9 protein-coding genes are annotated in these 15,962 nt (G+C 69.8%); 2 read left to right on the top strand and 7 right to left on the bottom strand.

Features of this window, described 5'->3' with window-relative positions; translation table 11 throughout:
- The 3 genes from OG379_RS04665 to OG379_RS04655 all read right to left on the bottom strand — a co-directional run bounded on the left by OG379_RS04665 (position 1) and on the right by OG379_RS04655 (position 3,388).
- Complete coding sequence (locus OG379_RS04665; RefSeq protein ID WP_405659578.1) at positions 1 to 2,274, bottom strand: NHLP family bacteriocin export ABC transporter peptidase/permease/ATPase subunit; 2,274 nt, start codon at positions 2,272 to 2,274, stop codon at positions 1 to 3.
- On the bottom strand, positions 2,271 to 3,077 hold the full coding sequence (locus OG379_RS04660) for an HlyD family efflux transporter periplasmic adaptor subunit (RefSeq protein WP_405659576.1): 807 nt from the start codon (positions 3,075 to 3,077) through the stop codon (positions 2,271 to 2,273). The genes OG379_RS04665 and OG379_RS04660 overlap by 4 nt, the downstream gene beginning before the upstream one ends.
- 83 nt (positions 3,078 to 3,160) lie before the next feature.
- Positions 3,161 to 3,388 (bottom strand): type A2 lantipeptide, encoded by a 228-nt coding sequence (locus OG379_RS04655; RefSeq protein ID WP_104790783.1) that lies wholly within the window; start codon positions 3,386 to 3,388, stop codon positions 3,161 to 3,163.
- A 757-nt stretch (positions 3,389 to 4,145) separates the two neighbouring features.
- Here OG379_RS04655 and OG379_RS04650 point away from each other — a divergent pair.
- Both OG379_RS04650 and OG379_RS04645 read left to right on the top strand, forming a co-directional pair.
- The gene (locus OG379_RS04650) at positions 4,146 to 6,848 is read left to right on the top strand and encodes a cellulose binding domain-containing protein (protein ID WP_405659574.1); all 2,703 of its coding nucleotides are present in this window, start codon (positions 4,146 to 4,148) and stop codon (positions 6,846 to 6,848) included.
- Between the two features lie 121 nt (positions 6,849 to 6,969).
- Entirely contained in the window at positions 6,970 to 8,592 is a 1,623-nt protein-coding gene (locus OG379_RS04645) for an FAD-dependent monooxygenase (RefSeq protein ID WP_405668407.1), read from the top strand.
- 73 nt (positions 8,593 to 8,665) lie between these two features.
- Here OG379_RS04645 and OG379_RS04640 read toward each other — a convergent pair whose 3' ends face one another.
- The 4 genes from OG379_RS04640 to OG379_RS04625 form a co-directional block, all read right to left on the bottom strand.
- Positions 8,666 to 10,846 (bottom strand): discoidin domain-containing protein, encoded by a 2,181-nt coding sequence (locus OG379_RS04640; protein WP_405659572.1) that lies wholly within the window; start codon positions 10,844 to 10,846, stop codon positions 8,666 to 8,668.
- Between the two features lie 243 nt (positions 10,847 to 11,089).
- Complete coding sequence (locus OG379_RS04635; protein WP_405659570.1) at positions 11,090 to 13,459, bottom strand: family 43 glycosylhydrolase; 2,370 nt, start codon at positions 13,457 to 13,459, stop codon at positions 11,090 to 11,092.
- Complete coding sequence (locus tag OG379_RS04630) at positions 13,456 to 14,967, bottom strand: sulfatase-like hydrolase/transferase (protein ID WP_405659567.1); 1,512 nt, start codon at positions 14,965 to 14,967, stop codon at positions 13,456 to 13,458. The genes OG379_RS04635 and OG379_RS04630 overlap by 4 nt, the downstream gene beginning before the upstream one ends.
- Positions 14,964 to 15,947 carry an aliphatic sulfonate ABC transporter substrate-binding protein gene (locus OG379_RS04625; RefSeq protein WP_405659565.1) on the bottom strand — a complete coding sequence of 328 codons (984 nt, stop codon included), beginning with the start codon at positions 15,945 to 15,947 and terminating at the stop codon, positions 14,964 to 14,966. The genes OG379_RS04630 and OG379_RS04625 overlap by 4 nt, the downstream gene beginning before the upstream one ends.
- Positions 15,948 to 15,962: the final 15 nt, after the last annotated feature.

Below are 15,962 nucleotides of genomic sequence, written 5' to 3'. Positions count from 1 at the left end.
TCAGTGCTCCCTGACCAGATCGGCGTACGGGCCCCCGGCGGCCACCAGGTTCTCGTGCCGGCCGCGCTCCACGACGGTCCCGTGGTCCAGGACCACGATCTCGTCGCTGTCGCGGACGGTGCTGAGCCGGTGCGCGATCACGACGCAGGCACAGCCACGCCGCCGCAGGTTGTCGATGATGACCCGCTCCGTCTCTGCGTCCAGCGCGCTGGTCACCTCGTCCAGGACCAGGATGCTGGGGCGGCGCACGAGTGCCCGGGCGATCTCCAGGCGCTGACGCTGCCCGCCGGAGAAGTTCCGGCCGTCCTGCTCCACCCGGCTGTGGATGCCGCGCGGCCGGCGGGCGACGACGTCGTACAGGGCGGCGTCCCGGAGGGCTTCGGCCACGGCCTCGTCCGGGACCGAGGGATCCCACAGCGCCACGTTGTCCCGGACCGTCCCCTCGAAGAGGAAGACATCCTGGTCGACGAAGGACACGGACGCGGCCAGCGCCCCCCGGGGTATGTCCTCCAGACGCTGCCCGTCGATGCGGATCGTGCCCTCCCAGGGGCTGTAGAGACCCGAGATGAGCCGCGAGACCGTCGACTTGCCGCTGCCCGAACCGCCGACGAGCGCCACCTGCTGCCCGGGTCCCACGGAGAGCGAGAAGCCGGTGAGCAGCGGCTTGTCGAGCGGGCTGTAGCCGAAGGTGATGTCCTCCAGCGTCACATGGCCCTTGAGACGGCGGGTGCTCGCCGCAGGCTCACGGCGGGAGTACAGCGGGTCGACGGGGAAGTTCTCGACGTCCTTGAGCCGGGCAACGTCGGCAGCGAAGTCCTGGACCCTGCCGGCCACCCCGTTGAGCCGGGTGACCGGCGCGGTGAAGCGGGTCACCAGAGCCTGGAAGGCGACGAGCAGACCGATCGAGATGTGCCCCTCGACGGCCCGTAGTCCGCCGATCCACAGGATCAGCGCGCTGTTGAGCGTCGCGAGGGCCGGGGCGACGATGCCCAGCCAGGCGCTCGGCACACCGAGGCGCTGCTGCTCCTCCAAGGTCGTCGCGTGCTGCCCGGCCCACCGGCGGAAGTACCCGTTCTCGCCGCCAGTGGCCTTCATCGTCTCGATCAGCTGGAGGCCGGTGTACGAGGTGTTCGTGAGCCGCGCGCTGTCGGCCCGCAGCTTCTGGGTCCCGACGGCCCGCATTCGTACGACGATGCGCATGGCGACCACGTTGAGCAGGGCGATCCCCACTCCGATCAAGGTCAGCTGGGGGTCGTAGGTCCAGAGCAAAAAAGCGTAGAGGAGGACGACGATGCCGTCCACGCCCGCCGCGGTGAGGTCCCGGGCGAGGGTCTCGGCCACGGCGTCGTTCGACTGGAGACGCTGGACGAGGTCGGCGGGGCTGCGCTGCGAGAAGAAGGTGACGGGCAGCCGGAGCAGATGCCGGAAGAAGCGCGCGCTGCCGAGCGTCGACGCGATGACGCGCCCACGCAGCAGATTCGCCTGTTGCAGCCATGTCAGCACGACGGTGAGGGCGACCATGGTGCCCATCGCGGCGAACAGCACGCCCAGCAGCGAGGTCTGTTCGCCAATCATGAACATGTCGATATAGGTACGGCTCAGGGCCGGGAGCGTCGCCCCGACCGCCACCAGCAGCAGGCTGGCGAGCAGGGCGACCAGCATCGTGCCCGTCGTGCCGCGCAGCCGGGCCGGCAGGGCGGCCATGACACCGGGCTTCCGTCCGCCGCGCTCGAAGCCCTCGCCGGGTTCGAGGACCAGGACGACCCCGGTGAAGCTGGTGTCGAAATCCTCGGCGGGCACGAACCGGCGCCCCTTGTCGGGGTCGTTGATGTACACGCCCCGCCGTCCGAGACGGCGCCCCACGCCGTCGTACACGACGTAGTGGTTGAACTCCCAGAACAGGATGGCGGGCGCCCGGACCTCCGCGAGGGCCGCCGGCTCCATCTGCATGCCCTTGGCCTGGAGACCGTAACTGCGGGCGGCCTTGAGCACGTTGCTGGCGCGCGAGCCGTCACGCGAGACGCCGCAGGCGATCCGCAGCTCCTCCAGCGGCACATGGCGGCCGTAGTGGCCGAGCACCATCGCCAGTGAGGCCGCACCGCACTCCAGCGCCTCCATCTGGAGCACGGTGGGGGTGTGCACGGTCTTGGTCCGCCCGGGCTTCGCCGCCGGGCGCGACCGCCGCCTGTTGCCCGGGGCCCCCTCCGGGCGGTGCCTGCCACGGCTGGGCGGCGGCAGCTGCTGGGCGGTGGGGGACGGATGCGGTGCGGTCACGGGAGCAGCCAATCGATCGGGCGCTGGTCGGCGAGACGGACGGAGCCGGTGGCCAGGGTCATGGAGCCGATCGCGTACGGGGGGCCGTCGGCCGAAGACCACCGGTAGCCGGACTTAGTGGAGTCCGAGGGCTCGATCTTCACCAGGACCGCCAACGGCCTGCCGTGCCGGGAGAACTGCTCGCCGAGCTGGGCGTCACCGAGGAAGCGGGTGATCTGCTGCTGTGTCTGCGCGGCCCTGCCGACCGCGGCCACCTTGCCGCGCAGCACCCCGTACTGCTGGGCGGGCACGGACTGGACGGTGAGGTCGACGGAGGCGCCCACCGGGACCGAGGCGGCACTGCTGCCGGACACGTAGAGCAGGACGACCAGCGGGTCGTCGGCGCCGTCGATCCGTTCGACGCTCGCCACGTCCGCGCCGGTGGTGACCACGGCGCCGATCGTGGCCGTCACCGAGGTGAGCCGGCCCGCGTCGATCGTGCGGACGACGCGTTCACCCTGCGCCGTACGGACCTTGAGCAGGGGGGAGTTCCGGGGCAGGGTCTCGCCCTCGTCGGCGAGCACCTCGGTGATCTGGCCGGCGACGGGGCTCTGCAGGATGTAACTGCCGCGGGAGTGCGTGAGGATGCCGGGGGCGTCGAGGGTGCTGGCGACGGAGCCCGTAACGGCCCAGAAGCAGGCGGCGGCCATCACCGCGACGGTGACGCAGAGGACGAGCAGGCCCTGCGGGCGGGCGAAGCGCACCGGAAGGTCGAGCTGTTCGGGCGACTGCAGCTTGGAAAGGGCCTGTTGGCGGAACTGCACGGAACTCTTCCCTCACCTGTCAGCGGTCGGCACCGAGCCCCGGAACCGACGGGTTCCGGGGCTCGGTGGGGTACTGCCGTGTCTCAGAGACCGGCGGTGAGGCCGGTGGCCAGGCCGGTGACCGCGCCCGTGTTCACGCCGGTGGCGGACTCGACGAGACCGGTGACCGAGCCGACGACGCCGGCGACCGGGACGATGCCCTCAACGGTGCCCGTGACGTTGCCGAGCACGCCGCCGACGAGGCCGCCCGAGACGTTGTCGAGGTCGCTGTCGGAGATCTCGGCGGTCTCGACCTGGGGGGTGTAGTTCATGATGAGCGCTGCCCTTCGTGTGGAAATTGCCTATATACGGAAACCCGTGGTGCGGCCTCCGTATGGGTCAGGATCAAAGCACGCCCGTGCCTCGTACAGCCAATCGAACTGCGGCGGATCTGTGGTTAAAGGCCTGCTGGAATCGACTTACGTGCAGAAGTGTTCATTCCATGGCGGCGAATCCTTCACGAGCTTCACAGGATGAATTCCGTGACCCCGCAGCTTCACGCCCCCCAAGTGGGGCACTCCCGCCTCAATCACCCCCTGACCCGGTCTGGACCTGGCGTTCCGTGCCAGGTCGCGTGATCGGTGTGCGCACGCCGTGTGCAGGTTTCTTCGATCCGGGGGCCCTTTCAATTCCGGGCGCCGGTGACGAGGGAAGCCGAGCGAAGTTCGGAAGGTATCGGTATTCACGTGGTTGTGAAAGATGAACATGGCTCTCTTTTCTCTGTGCCCGGCGTATGAATGAACGGCGCATTTATGAAGCGTTATCCGCGTTCAAGTGATCACGCTGTCACGCGGCCTCCGGATATGTGGAGAAGATGTGCTTCCTTTCCTGGGTGTCGTGGGTGGAGTGCGGGTGCTTGCGTGGTCGGACGGGAGGGGCGGGTCTGATTCATCCGATGAAACGTCCGCACCACCCTTCTCCAGGGCGACACGCGGCGCTACCATCGGGATGCTTTATGGGAGCGCTCCCATCTCTGTGTCAGCCCCGTACCGCCGTTGAGCGGCGGTCCAGCTCGGAGAGGACGTTTCCGTGCGCTTGAGCGCCAGACCAATCGCCGCCCTACTGGCGGCACTTGCCCTCACCGCCGGGTTGACGGTCACCGGAACCCCGGCCGTCGCACGCTCGGACGAAGGGCCCGCCACGGCCGAGGCATCGGATGTGTCCGTAGCCGCGGACACATACACATGGAAGAACGCACGGATCGACGGGGGCGGCTTCGTGCCGGGCATCGTCTTCAACCGGTCCGAGAAGAACCTCGCCTACGCGCGCACCGACATCGGCGGCGCCTACCGCTGGGACCAGTCGGGCAAGCAGTGGACACCGCTGCTGGACTGGGTGGACTGGGACCGGTGGGGCTGGTCCGGGGTGGTGAGTCTCGCCTCCGACGCGGCCGAACCCGACAACGTGTACGCCGCCGTCGGCACGTACACCAACGACTGGGACCCGAAGAACGGGGCCGTCCTGCGCTCCTCGGACCGGGGCGCCTCCTGGAAGGCGGCCACGCTGCCCTTCAAGCTCGGCGGCAACATGCCGGGGCGCGGGATGGGGGAGCGGCTCGCGGTCGACCCGAACAAGAACTCCGTGCTGTACCTCGGCGCCCCCAGCGGCAACGGGCTCTGGCGGTCCACCGACTCGGGCGTCACGTGGTCGGAGGTGACCGCCTTCCCGAACCCCGGCAACTACGCGCAGGACCCCACGGACACCAGCGGGTACGGCAACGACAACCAGGGCATCGTGTGGGTGACCTTCGACGAACGCTCCGGCGGTGCGGGCAGCGCCACCCAGGACATCTACGTCGGGGTCGCCGACAAGGAGAACACCGTCTACCGCTCCACGGACGGCGGCTCCACCTGGTCCAGGATCGCCGGCCAGCCGACCGGGTACCTCGCGCACAAGGGCGTACTCGACTCATCGACGGGCCATCTCTACCTGACGCTGAGTGACACGGGCGGCCCGTACGACGGCGGCAAGGGACAGATCTGGCGGTACGACACGGAGTCCGGCGCCTGGACGGACGTCAGTCCCGTCGCGGAGGCCGACACCTACTACGGCTTCAGCGGCATCTCCGTCGACCGGCAGAAGCCCGGCACCCTGATGGCGACCGCCTACAGCTCGTGGTGGCCCGACACTCAGATCTTCCGCTCCACGGACAGCGGCGCGACGTGGACACAGGCATGGGACTACACCAGCTACCCCAACCGCTCGAACCGCTACACGCTGGACGTCTCCTCGGTGCCCTGGCTCAGCTGGGGAGCGAACCCCTCACCGCCGGAGACCGCGCCCAAACTGGGCTGGATGACCGAGTCCCTGGAGATCGACCCCTTCGACTCGGACCGGATGATGTACGGCACGGGTGCCACGGTCTACGGCACCGAGGACCTCACGTCCTGGGACTCCGGGAGCCAGTTCACGATCGAGCCGATGGTGAAGGGACTGGAGGAGACGGCCGTCAACGACCTGGCCAGCCCGCCCTCCGGCGCGCCGCTGCTGAGCGCCCTCGGCGACATCGGAGGCTTCCGGCACACCGACCTCGACACGGTGCCCGCCATGATGTTCACCTCCCCGAACCTGGACTCGACCACCAGCCTGGACTTCGCGGAGAAGTCCCCCGGCACCGTCGTGCGGGTCGGCAACGCCGACGCCGCTCCGCACATCGGCTTCTCCACCGACAACGGTGCCAACTGGTTCCAGGGCTCCGAACCCTCCGGTGTCACCGGCGGAGGCACGGTCGCCGCCGCGGCGGACGGCAGTGGATTCGTCTGGAGCCCGGACGGCGCGGCCGTCCATCACACCACCGGTTACGGCAACTCCTGGACGGCCTCGACGGGAATCCCGGCGGGCGCGACGGTCGAGTCGGACCGGGAGAACCCGGAGAAGTTCTACGGATTCAAGGGCGGCACCTTCTACGTGTCGACCGACGGCGGCGCCACGTTCACCGCGAAGGCGACCGGCCTCCCGGCCGAGGGCAACGTCCGCTTCAAGGCGTTGCCCGGCAAGGAGGGCGACATCTGGCTCGCGGGCGGCGCCGCCACGGGGGCGTACGGGCTCTGGCGCTCCACCGACTCCGGTACGAGTTTCACCGAGTTCTCCGGAGTGGAGCAGGCCGACAGCGTCGGCTTCGGCAAGGCGGCGTCCGGGGCCTCATACCAGACCGTCTTCGTCAGCGCGAAGATCGGCGGGGTGCGCGGCATCTTCCGGTCCACGGACGCGGGCGCCAACTGGACACGGATCAACGACGACGCGCACCAGTGGGCCTGGACGGGCGCGGCCATCACCGGGGACCCACGGGTCTACGGCCGGGTGTACGTCTCCACGAACGGCCGGGGCATCCAGGTCGGCGAGTCCTCCGGCACCGGCGGGCCGGGCACCGACCCGGACCCCGATCCCGACCCGGAGGAGCCGCCGGCGGCTGCCGACTGCGCGGTGACCTACACGGTCACCAACCAGTGGTCCGGCGGCTTCCAGGCCGAGGTGACGGTCACCAACACCGGCAGCACGGCCTACGACGGCTGGCAGCTGGGCTGGTCCTTCCCGGGCGGTCAGAAGGTCACCCAGATGTGGAACGCCACCCACCAGCAGGGCGGGGCGAAGGTCACCGTGACGAACGTCGGCTGGAACGGCAAGGTGGCGCCCGGCTCCTCGGCCGGCTTCGGCTTCACCGGCACGACACCGGGCGGCAGCACCGAGCCGGACGCGTTCACGCTGGGCGGTGAGGCCTGCACCGTCGGCTGACCCCCGGGGGCCGGTGCGGCGAGCAGACCACACCCCGCACCGGCCCCGCGGGCCGCCAAATGGACATACCGTCCACGGCGTGCTGCATTGGAGTGAACGCACCTCGCCCTGGGAGGCACCCGTGGTCGACGTCGATGTGCTGATCGCAGGGGCGGGCCCCGTCGGCCTGACAGCCGCGTCCGAGCTGTGCCGCCGCGGAGTGTCGTGCCGGATCGTCGACCGGCTCCCGGCACGTCTTCCCTATGCACGGGCCGTGGGCGTCCAGCCCCGGACACTGGAGATCTGGGACCGGATGGGGATGGTCCGTGAGGCCCTGGAGACAGCGGTTCCGCTGAAGGGGCAACTGCTCTACGTCAACGGTGAGGAAGGCCCCCGGATCGATCTCGAACTGCCTCCGGAGGTGCCCTACGGCTTCGCCGCCCTCCCGCAGTACGAGACCGAGCGGCTCCTGGAGGAACTCCTCCGCAGCAGGGGAGGCGACGTCGAACGCGGCACCGAACTCGTCTCGTTCGAGCAGGACTCCGACGAGGTGCGGGTCCTTCTCTCCGTACCGTCGGGAGGCACCGAGGAACTGACGGCGCACTACCTCCTGGGCTGCGACGGCGCCCACAGCGCGGTGCGCAAGGGGCTGGGCCTGTCCTTCGAAGGCGCGGCCCTTCCCGTGGAGTACATGCTGGGAGACGTCGAGGTCGACTGGGACCTGCCGGCCGGATACGGCATCCGCGCCTCGCACGTCGTCGACGGGCAACCGGACGACCTCCTCGTGTGCATCCCGCTGCCCGGTGACCGCCGCTACCGGATGTCGATGGCGGCCCCGCCCGAACTCTCGCGTGCGGGGCGGAAGGACGCGGACGGCGTCACGCACGGCCTGAGCGGTGAACAGGGCCCGGTGCCCGGTGTCGAACACATCCAGGCAGTGCTCGACCGGCTCTCCCCCCGCCCCACGACCGCGTCCTCGCTGCGCTGGTCCTCGGTGTTCCGCATCAGCCACCGCATCGTCGGCCGGTACGGCCGGGGGCGGGTCTTCGTGGCCGGGGACGCCGCGCACATCCACCCGCCCACGGGCGCCCAGGGGATGAACACCGGGATCCAGGACGCGTACAACCTGGCGTGGAAGGTCGCCGCCGCGGTGCGGGGGCACGCGGGTGCCGGACTGCTGGAGAGCTACGACGCCGAACGCCGGCCGGTCGGTGAGGAAGTGGTGGACCGCACCCTGCGCCACGCGCGGAGCGGCATCCAGGCCGACCCGGACGACCCGGCGACCATGATGCTCCGTGAGGCCCAGCTCCTCCTCGGATACCGGGGCAGCGAGATCGTGGGGCCGAACGGCTCAGCACACGACGGCCCGGCACCGGGCGACCGGGCGCCCGACTGCGGCGGCCTCCTGTACGCCCTGGGAACCTTCCCCGCCCGGCTGTTCAGCCTGCTGCGGGAGCGCGAGCACACCCTGATCCTCTACGCCGACCACGAGGACCAGCTCGCATCGTTCGACCAGGTGGCGGCCTCGGCGGTGCACGCGGCCCACGGCATGCTGAACGCCTGTGCGGTGCTCGCTCCGAAGGTGGGCGCGCCCGCGCTGCGCCTGCCCGCCGTGCACGACAGCCTCGACGAGTTTCGCCGTACCTACGGTGCGCGGGGCGGTGAGGCGGTCGTCGTGCGGCCCGACGGCTATCTCGGGCTGCGCGCGATTCCGGCGGACGGGCCGGACCTGCCGGTGTATCTGGCCATGCTCCTCGGGACGTGACGCGGGGCCCGGCAGGGAGTGACCGCCGGGCCCCGCGCCGTCCGATGAGCCGGCTCGCTCATCTCATCCCGTCTCAGGGAAAGGACACCACCTGGGAGGGGACGGTCGACGTGCCGGAGGTGGGGGATCCGGTGTTGTTGATGACGTGGTCGTACTGTCCCTGGCCGCCGAGGGAGACGACGAGCAGGTCGTGGAACTTGACTCCGGGTTTCACCGGGGCCTGGAAGCCGTGCTGCTGGCGGATGGTCGGGTCGACGTTGAAGTAGCAGTAGCTGCCCATGCCCCAGCCCTCGTGGGTGGTGACGGAGTCGGCCACCTTGTAGGCGGCGTAGCCCTTGATGTCACCGTTCTGGATGGCGGCCTGGTTGGGGGCGTCGTACGCCTTCTCGTTCTGGAAGAAGATCGTCTTCCCGTTCTCGCCGTACCACTGGACGTCGTACTTGTTGAAGTGTTCGACGAACAGCCCGGTGGCCAGCACGTCGTCACCGTTCACCCGGAGGCCGTAGTCGGACCGGTTGGTCTCCCAGCCGACCCCGTCGCCGTGGTCCGCGCGCCACAGCCAGGTGTGGTCGATGATCGTGTCGTCACTGTTGACCACCATCCCGGTGGTCGCCTTGCCGGCGCCCGCGCCGCCTACCCGGACGAACACGTCCTGGAGGCTGGTGGGATTGGCCGAGTGGTCGGCCGCCGCGCCCTCAGGACCGACCTGGACGAGCACGGAGGAGTTCTGCGTGCCCGCGTCCACGAGGAGTCCGGCGAGCTTGACGCCGTCGACGTCGCCGACCTTGATCGCGGTCACGCCGTTGTCCGGGATGATGGTGGCGAGCCCGAGGCCGAGGGCCACGGTGTTCGCGCGGTTGATCTCGATGGGCTGGTCGACGTGGTAGATGCCCGGGGTGAACAGCAGGTGCAGCCCCTGGCGTACGGCCGCGTTGATGGTCTGCGCGGTCGCACCGGGCTTCACGACGTAGAACTGGCTCAGCGGGACGGACTCTCCCTGCGGGGTGCCGTTCCACGAGACACCGCGTGCGTTGGTGCGCTTGGCGGGGACGAAGACCTTGTAGTCGTTGCCGTCGAGGTAGAGGAAGGGCTTCTCGCGGGAGACCGGGGTGTTGTTCAGCGTGGTGTACGGCGGCTCGGGGAAGCTCTGGGCGGGGGCGCCCTCGACGCCGGAGAACGTCATGTTCCAGACGCCGTTGCCCCAGCTGCCGATGGAGCTGTCGCGGGTGTACCACTGCTGCTGCGAGTAGGGGCCGACCTGGCCGTCGATCTTGCTGTCGGCGATGTAGCCGCCGCTCGCCCAGCCGTAGCCGTTCGGCGCGAGGTTGAGGCCGCCCTTGACGTGCATGCGGCGGAAGGGGGCGGCCTGGGAGACGGCCCAGCGGTTGGTGCCGTTCACCGGATTGAGCGCGAGGTTCTCGGCCGAGCGCCAGAAGTTCTGGGTGGCGTTGCCGTTGAACCAGCCCGCGTCCACGGTGACATCGCCGTTGAAGGTGGTGTCGTCGGGCTTGAGGCCGAGTCCGGCGATCGAGGTGTAGAAGCCGATCTGGGCGTTGATGTTGTTGTACGTGCCCGGCTTGAACATCAGCGCGTAGCGGCCCGTGCCGAACTGCGCGGACTCCTGCTGCTTGAAGATCGCGTCGACCTTGCCCTGGATGTCCGGGGTCGAGGGGTCGAAGACCAGCACGTTGGGGCCGAGGTCACCACCGCCGGGGATCTGCGGGTCACCTCCGCCGGTCGTGCCGAACACCTGGAACTCCCAGAGCGAGTGGCCGTATCCGGTGGCGCGCGCGGTGCCGGTCAGCCTGACGTAGCGAGCGGTGCCGGAGACGTTCAGGGTCTCCGTGCCGCCGGGGCCGGTGGTGGTGGAGTAGGCGGTGCTCCAGCTGCTGTTGTCCGGGGAGAACTCGATCCGGTAGCCGGTGGAGTAGGCCGCCTCCCAGCGGAGCACGACCTGGCTGACCGAGGCGGCGGCGCCGAGGTCGACCTTGATCCACTGGGGGTCGGAGAACGCGCTCGACCAGCGCGTTCCGCTGTTCCCGTCCACCGCGGCGGCGGCGGGGGTGCCGTCGTTCTCCTGGCTGGACGAGGTGACCGTCTTCCCCTGGGAGAGCAGCGAGGGTGCGGCGCTCGCGGGGGGCTGGGGGACGAAGGCCAGGAGCGAGAGGACGAGGCCGGCAATGACGGCCAGCACGCCGCTGCGTCTTCCGAGCGGTGCGAACGCGGGTCTGTGGAGGTTCGGAGGTGCGTACATGGGGTCTCCTGAGTCGTGGGGCGGGTACACGACGCGCACAGCCGGAGAGCGCTCTCTCCGGCTGTGCGAGATACTCCACCCTGGTTACGGACGCGTCAAGAGATGTGCAACAACAGGTATCTCAGGGCCTGTTGTCGACAAGAACTGATGGCTCCGGCGCGCTGAAGGCCCCTCCGGATCGCCCTCCTCGGTGACTGATTGTGATAACTGACGGGTTATGGGTTCAGGAAGTGGTAGCGGGTTTCAGGAGGCTCCGTACGTCCGTACGTACCCGAAGTCCGCTGTCGCGCCCGCCCGGTTGTGGGACACCAGGCCGATCCTCAGCTCCCCCCGCACCGGAAGGGTCCAGGTGCCGCCCGGCGACCAGTGGATGCCGTCGCGGCTGGTGGACGCGCGTACCTCGTGCTCCCCGTGCGTGGTGTCGCGGTGGTAGGCCATCCGCAGCCACATCGTGTCGGCCGTGGGTCCCCCGAACATCGGGGCGTTGGCCACGGCCGTCGGCGGGGTGGTGGTGGGGCGCTCGCCCTCCTTGCCGAACTCGCTGACATCGAGCACGGCGCCGTCGCCGTTGGTGAGCGGCAGCACCGAGTGGACGAGCTTGAACCAACGGTCGTCGTTCTCGTACAGCACGAGACCGGCCTGTTGGGCCGCCCGGTCGGGGGCGAAGCGCAGCTCGGTCTCGACCGTGTAGTCACCCCTGGGCGCGTCCCGCAGGAGCACGGACGCCGTGTTGTTGCCGAGATGGAGCTCGGCGTTCTGCGTCGGCCAGGACAGCGCCCCGTCGGACACGGTGACCCCCGCGGCCGGCCCGCGCACCCACTGCCAGGGGGATGCGGCACCGGTGCCCGGGACCGTGGCGGTGTCGAACTCGTCGCTGAATTCCCGCAGCAGACGCCCCGGCGGATCGAGGACCACCCGCTTCTTGACAGGCCGGTACAGGGCGGCCGCCCCCACGTTGTCCGCCGCCGCGCCGGCGCCTCGCGCGGCGGCACCCACCGCGCCCTTGCGCACAGCGGCGTCCGGCAGGTCACGGGACTGCAGGGCTACCGGGTCCCGCAGCCGGTCACCGGTCACCTCGGCCGTCAGCCGGGTGCCGCGCAGTTCCACGGACACGTTGTTCCAGGTGTCCCAGGAGAATCCGGAGGGCAGCTCGGTGACCTGCTCGCCACGGCTCCTGCCGCCCACACGTACGTCGGTGACGAGCGCGCCGCGCGCCCGGTCGAGCCAGGCCACGATCCGGTTGCCGGGGTCCCGGTAGGCGACGGTGAGCCCCGCGGCGCCACCCGCCTCCGTCACCTTCAGGTCCGCCTCGGCCCGCAGGTCCGCGGGGGCGCGTCCATCGGCGACGAGGTACGCGGTGCCCGTCCTGGAAGCGCCGGGGGCGTACACGGCGTGGACGCCCGAGTCCGGATGGGTCGCGGTGGACCAGCCGGTGGGCGCGTCGCCCTTCGGGCGCCAGCCCGACAGGCCGCCGTCCTCGAAGGTTCCGCCCGTCGCCCAGGAGGTAACCGGCGCGGCTGTCGGCCCGTCCGAGGGCCCCGCGCCGGCGCGTACGACGGGCCAGCCGTCGATCCAGTCGAGCCGGTCGATGAGCATCGGGCGCCGGGTCAGCTTCAGGGTGCCGTTCGAGGCCGGGGCGAGATCGGGTGACTCGGCGGGGATGCCGTGGTAGACCAGCCAGTCCTGGCCCGCGAGGTCGGTCTGGAGGGAGTTGTGGCCGGGGCCGATCCACCGGTTGCCGTTGGCCCCGGCGACCACGCCCGCCTTGCTGGTGAGGGCCATCAGTCCGGTGCCCTCGTCGTCGGTGAAGGGACCGGTGGGGCTGGTGGAGCGGCCCACCTTCACCTGGTAGCCGCTGTACGCGCCGTCGCAGCAGCCGGCGTCGGAGTAGAACAGGTAGTAGAAGTCGTCACGCCGCACGACGAAGCCGCCCTCGACCCGGCGGCCACGGGCCACCTGCGTGACCTCGCCCTCGGTCCGGGACAGGTTGGCGTTCAGCTTCGCGACGCAGATCGTGTCGTAACTGCCCCAGTACAGGTAGGGGGTGCCGTCCGTGTCCGTGAACTGCGCCTGGTCGATGTTGCCCGCCGGGCAGCCGCTCGGCGAGGGCAGCACGGCTCCGCGGTCGGTCCACGGGCCCGTGGGTGTGGTGGACGTGACGAGGCCGACGGTGTTGCGCCCGGGCACGGAGTAGTAGAGGTAGTAACGGCCGAGGGCGTAGCGCACCTCGGGCGCCCACAGCCGCGAACCCTCGTGCCAGGCCGGCTTGTTCCCGGGCGTGAACACCTCGCCCGCGTACTCCCACGTCACCATGTCGGCCGAGCGCAGGATGGGCAGCATGCGCTCCCCGTCCTCGCCCTTGCTCTGCATGACGGGATTCTGGGTGCCGTAGGCGTACCAGAGACCGTCCTTGCCGCGGATCATCGCGGGGTCGGGGAAGGTGTCGACGGCCCCGGTGGACACCGGGTTGGTGTACGTCGCCCTGGAGGCCGCGCGGTCCTGCGCACCGTGCGACGGAGCGGAAGCGAGGGTGAGGATCCAGACCAGGGCGGCCGCTGCGGCCGCCCACCGGGGCAGGAAGCGGGTGCGGGCGCTCCTTCGTGTGCGTCTCATGGGGTCTCCGCGAGTGTCCCGCCCGGATCCGCCGTCGCGGTCCAGGTCGTGTCGTCCGTCTCGAAGGCGCTCAGGCTCGGGTCGTAGTCGGAGGCGCCGATGTCGTACATGGACGTCATCCAGTGGTAGAAGTTGTCGCCCCTGTCCCGCAGCAGCTCGTACAGCCGCCGCATCAACCGGGCCCGGACCGCCTTGAATTCGGGGTGCGTGTAGCGGTTGCTGAGCTCGTGCGGGTCCGCCTCCAGGTCGTACAGCTCGTTGACCGACTCCGGATTGACGACGAGCTTGTAGCGGTCGTCGCGGATCATCCGCTGCGGGTACGGGAAGTGGTGGCCGTGGAACTCCGCGACCAGCTCACCCGGCCAGTCTGGGGTCTCACCCTTGACCAGCGGGACCAGGCTGCGGCTGTCCACGGCCGGCGACGGGTCGCAGCCCGCCAGTTCGAGCAGTGTGGCGGTGCAGTCGGTGAGGCTGACCAGCTCGTCCCTGACCTGCGGGGCGGCCCCGGGGATCCGGATGATGCCGGGGATGCGGTAGATGTCCTCGTACATCGCCGGACCCTTGTCGTGGAGCCGGTGGGCGCCGGTGAACTCGCCGTGGTCCGCGGTGAAGAACACGGAGGTGTCCTCGCTGAGCCCCAGCTCGTCGAGGCGGGTGAGGATGCGTCCGATCTGTTCGTCGATGAGGGTCACATAGCCCCAGTAGACGGCGATCAGTTTGCGGGTCGTCTCGATCGGGATGGTGTCGAAGGCCCAGTGCGCGCTGTAGTTGCGCTGCACCGGTGGCTTGCCCTCGAAGGTCTCGGCGATGGACGGCGGAAGTTCGACGAGCTCCGGATCGTAGAGGTCGAAGTAGGCGTCCGGGAGCAGATAGGGCAGATGCGGGCCGAAGAAGTGCGTCGCCAGGAAGAACGGCTCCTCGCCGGCCGCGTACCGTTCCAGATGCTCGATGGCCCGGGTGGCGAGGTAGTGCTCGAACGTCGCCTCCACCGGCTGGTGCAGCCGGGCGGCCAGCAGATTCCCCGGGTTGCCGCCCGGGGCCGTGCCCCGGATCGGCTCGGAGATGCGGTAAGGCGGCAGCCCGCGCTCCTCCAGATACGCCAGGTAGTCCGGATGGTCGACAGGGTTGTGCCAGCCCGGCAGGTCCGGGCCCTCGAAACCGTACGAGGCGGCGTTGCGATGGGTCCCGCCGTGCCACTTGCCGATGAGCCCCAGCCGGTAGTCGCGCTCCGCCAGGGCCGCCGGGAAGGTGAAGGCGTCCTCCCGCAGGTCCTCCAGATAACCCACGTTGCGCTCGTAGTTGGCGAGCAGCCGGTGCCGGAAGGGCGCCTGTCCGGTGAGCAGGCTCGCGCGCGCCGGGGTGCAGATCGCGGTGGGCGTGTAGAAGCGGTCGAAGCGTGTGCCGGTGGCCGCCAGCCGGTCCAGGTTCGGGGTGGCGACGTGCGGATTGCCGTAACAGCCGAGGGTGTCCACCCGGTGCTGATCGGTCATCAGGAAGAGCAGGTTCACTTCTTGTACGCCTTCGTGTAGAGATCGCCCTCGTAGTAGGTGTCCGCCGCCGGGGCCTTCTTGAGCTGGCCCGTGTCCACGAAGAAATCGCCGAGCCCGTCCAGCCAGCCGTCCACGGTGCCGTCCGCGGTCCTGGCGACCAGATCGGCCGTCGACAGCGTCTCCACGTTGGCCGCGTCGGCCGCCACCTTGTCGCGGTCGATCTTCAGCAGCGAGGCAGCCGCGTCGATGGCCTCGTCGGGGTGTGCGGCGCGCCAGTCGTTGGCCTCCTGGAGGACCTTGACGACCTTGCTGTTCAGCTTCTCGTCGCTCTTGGCGGGCGCCACGAAGGCCGTGGGGAACGCCCGGTCCTTGAAGTCCGCCGTGCTGGCGACCTCGTTGAGCTTCGGCTGCTTCGCCTTGATGGTGTCGATCAGGGGATACCAGAGGCCCGCCCCGTCGATCTGCCCGGAGACGAACGCCGAGACGACCGTGGACGGGTCCATCGGCACCTTCTCGATGTCCTTCTCCGACATCCCGGCCTTCTGCAGCGCGAGGTTGAGCGCCATCGCGCCGGAGGTGCCCTCGGGCACCCCGACCTTCTTGCCCTTGAGGCCCTTGATGGAGGTGATGCCGGGCTGGGCTATGACCCGGTCGGCGCGGGCGAGCGTGTTGATCGCGACGACCTTGGCCTTGCCCGACGCGGGCAGCCACATGGCGCCGGGCCCGATGTAGCCGAAGTCGAGGTTGTCGGACCCGAGCGCCTGGATCTGCAGCGGGCCGTTGGTGAACGGCTTGTACTCGGGGTTCAGCCCCTCCTTCTTCCACAGCCCCTGCTTGTCCGCGATGGCCAGCAGACTCGCGCCGTTGTAGTCGCTGATGTAGCCGAATCGGACGGTGGAGGCTCCGTCGGAGGACGAGTCACCGGAGCACCCGGTGACGGAGAGTGCCAGGGCGGACACGGCGACGGCCGCCGTCAGGGCGCGCTGAGGTAGACGCATGACGCAGGGTTCCTT

Source organism: Streptomyces sp. NBC_01166 (genome assembly GCF_045039765.1).
GTDB lineage: Bacteria > Actinomycetota > Actinomycetes > Streptomycetales > Streptomycetaceae > Streptomyces.
The sequence above is the reverse complement of the archived record's forward strand: the minus strand, read 5'-3'. Positions and strand labels throughout refer to the sequence as shown.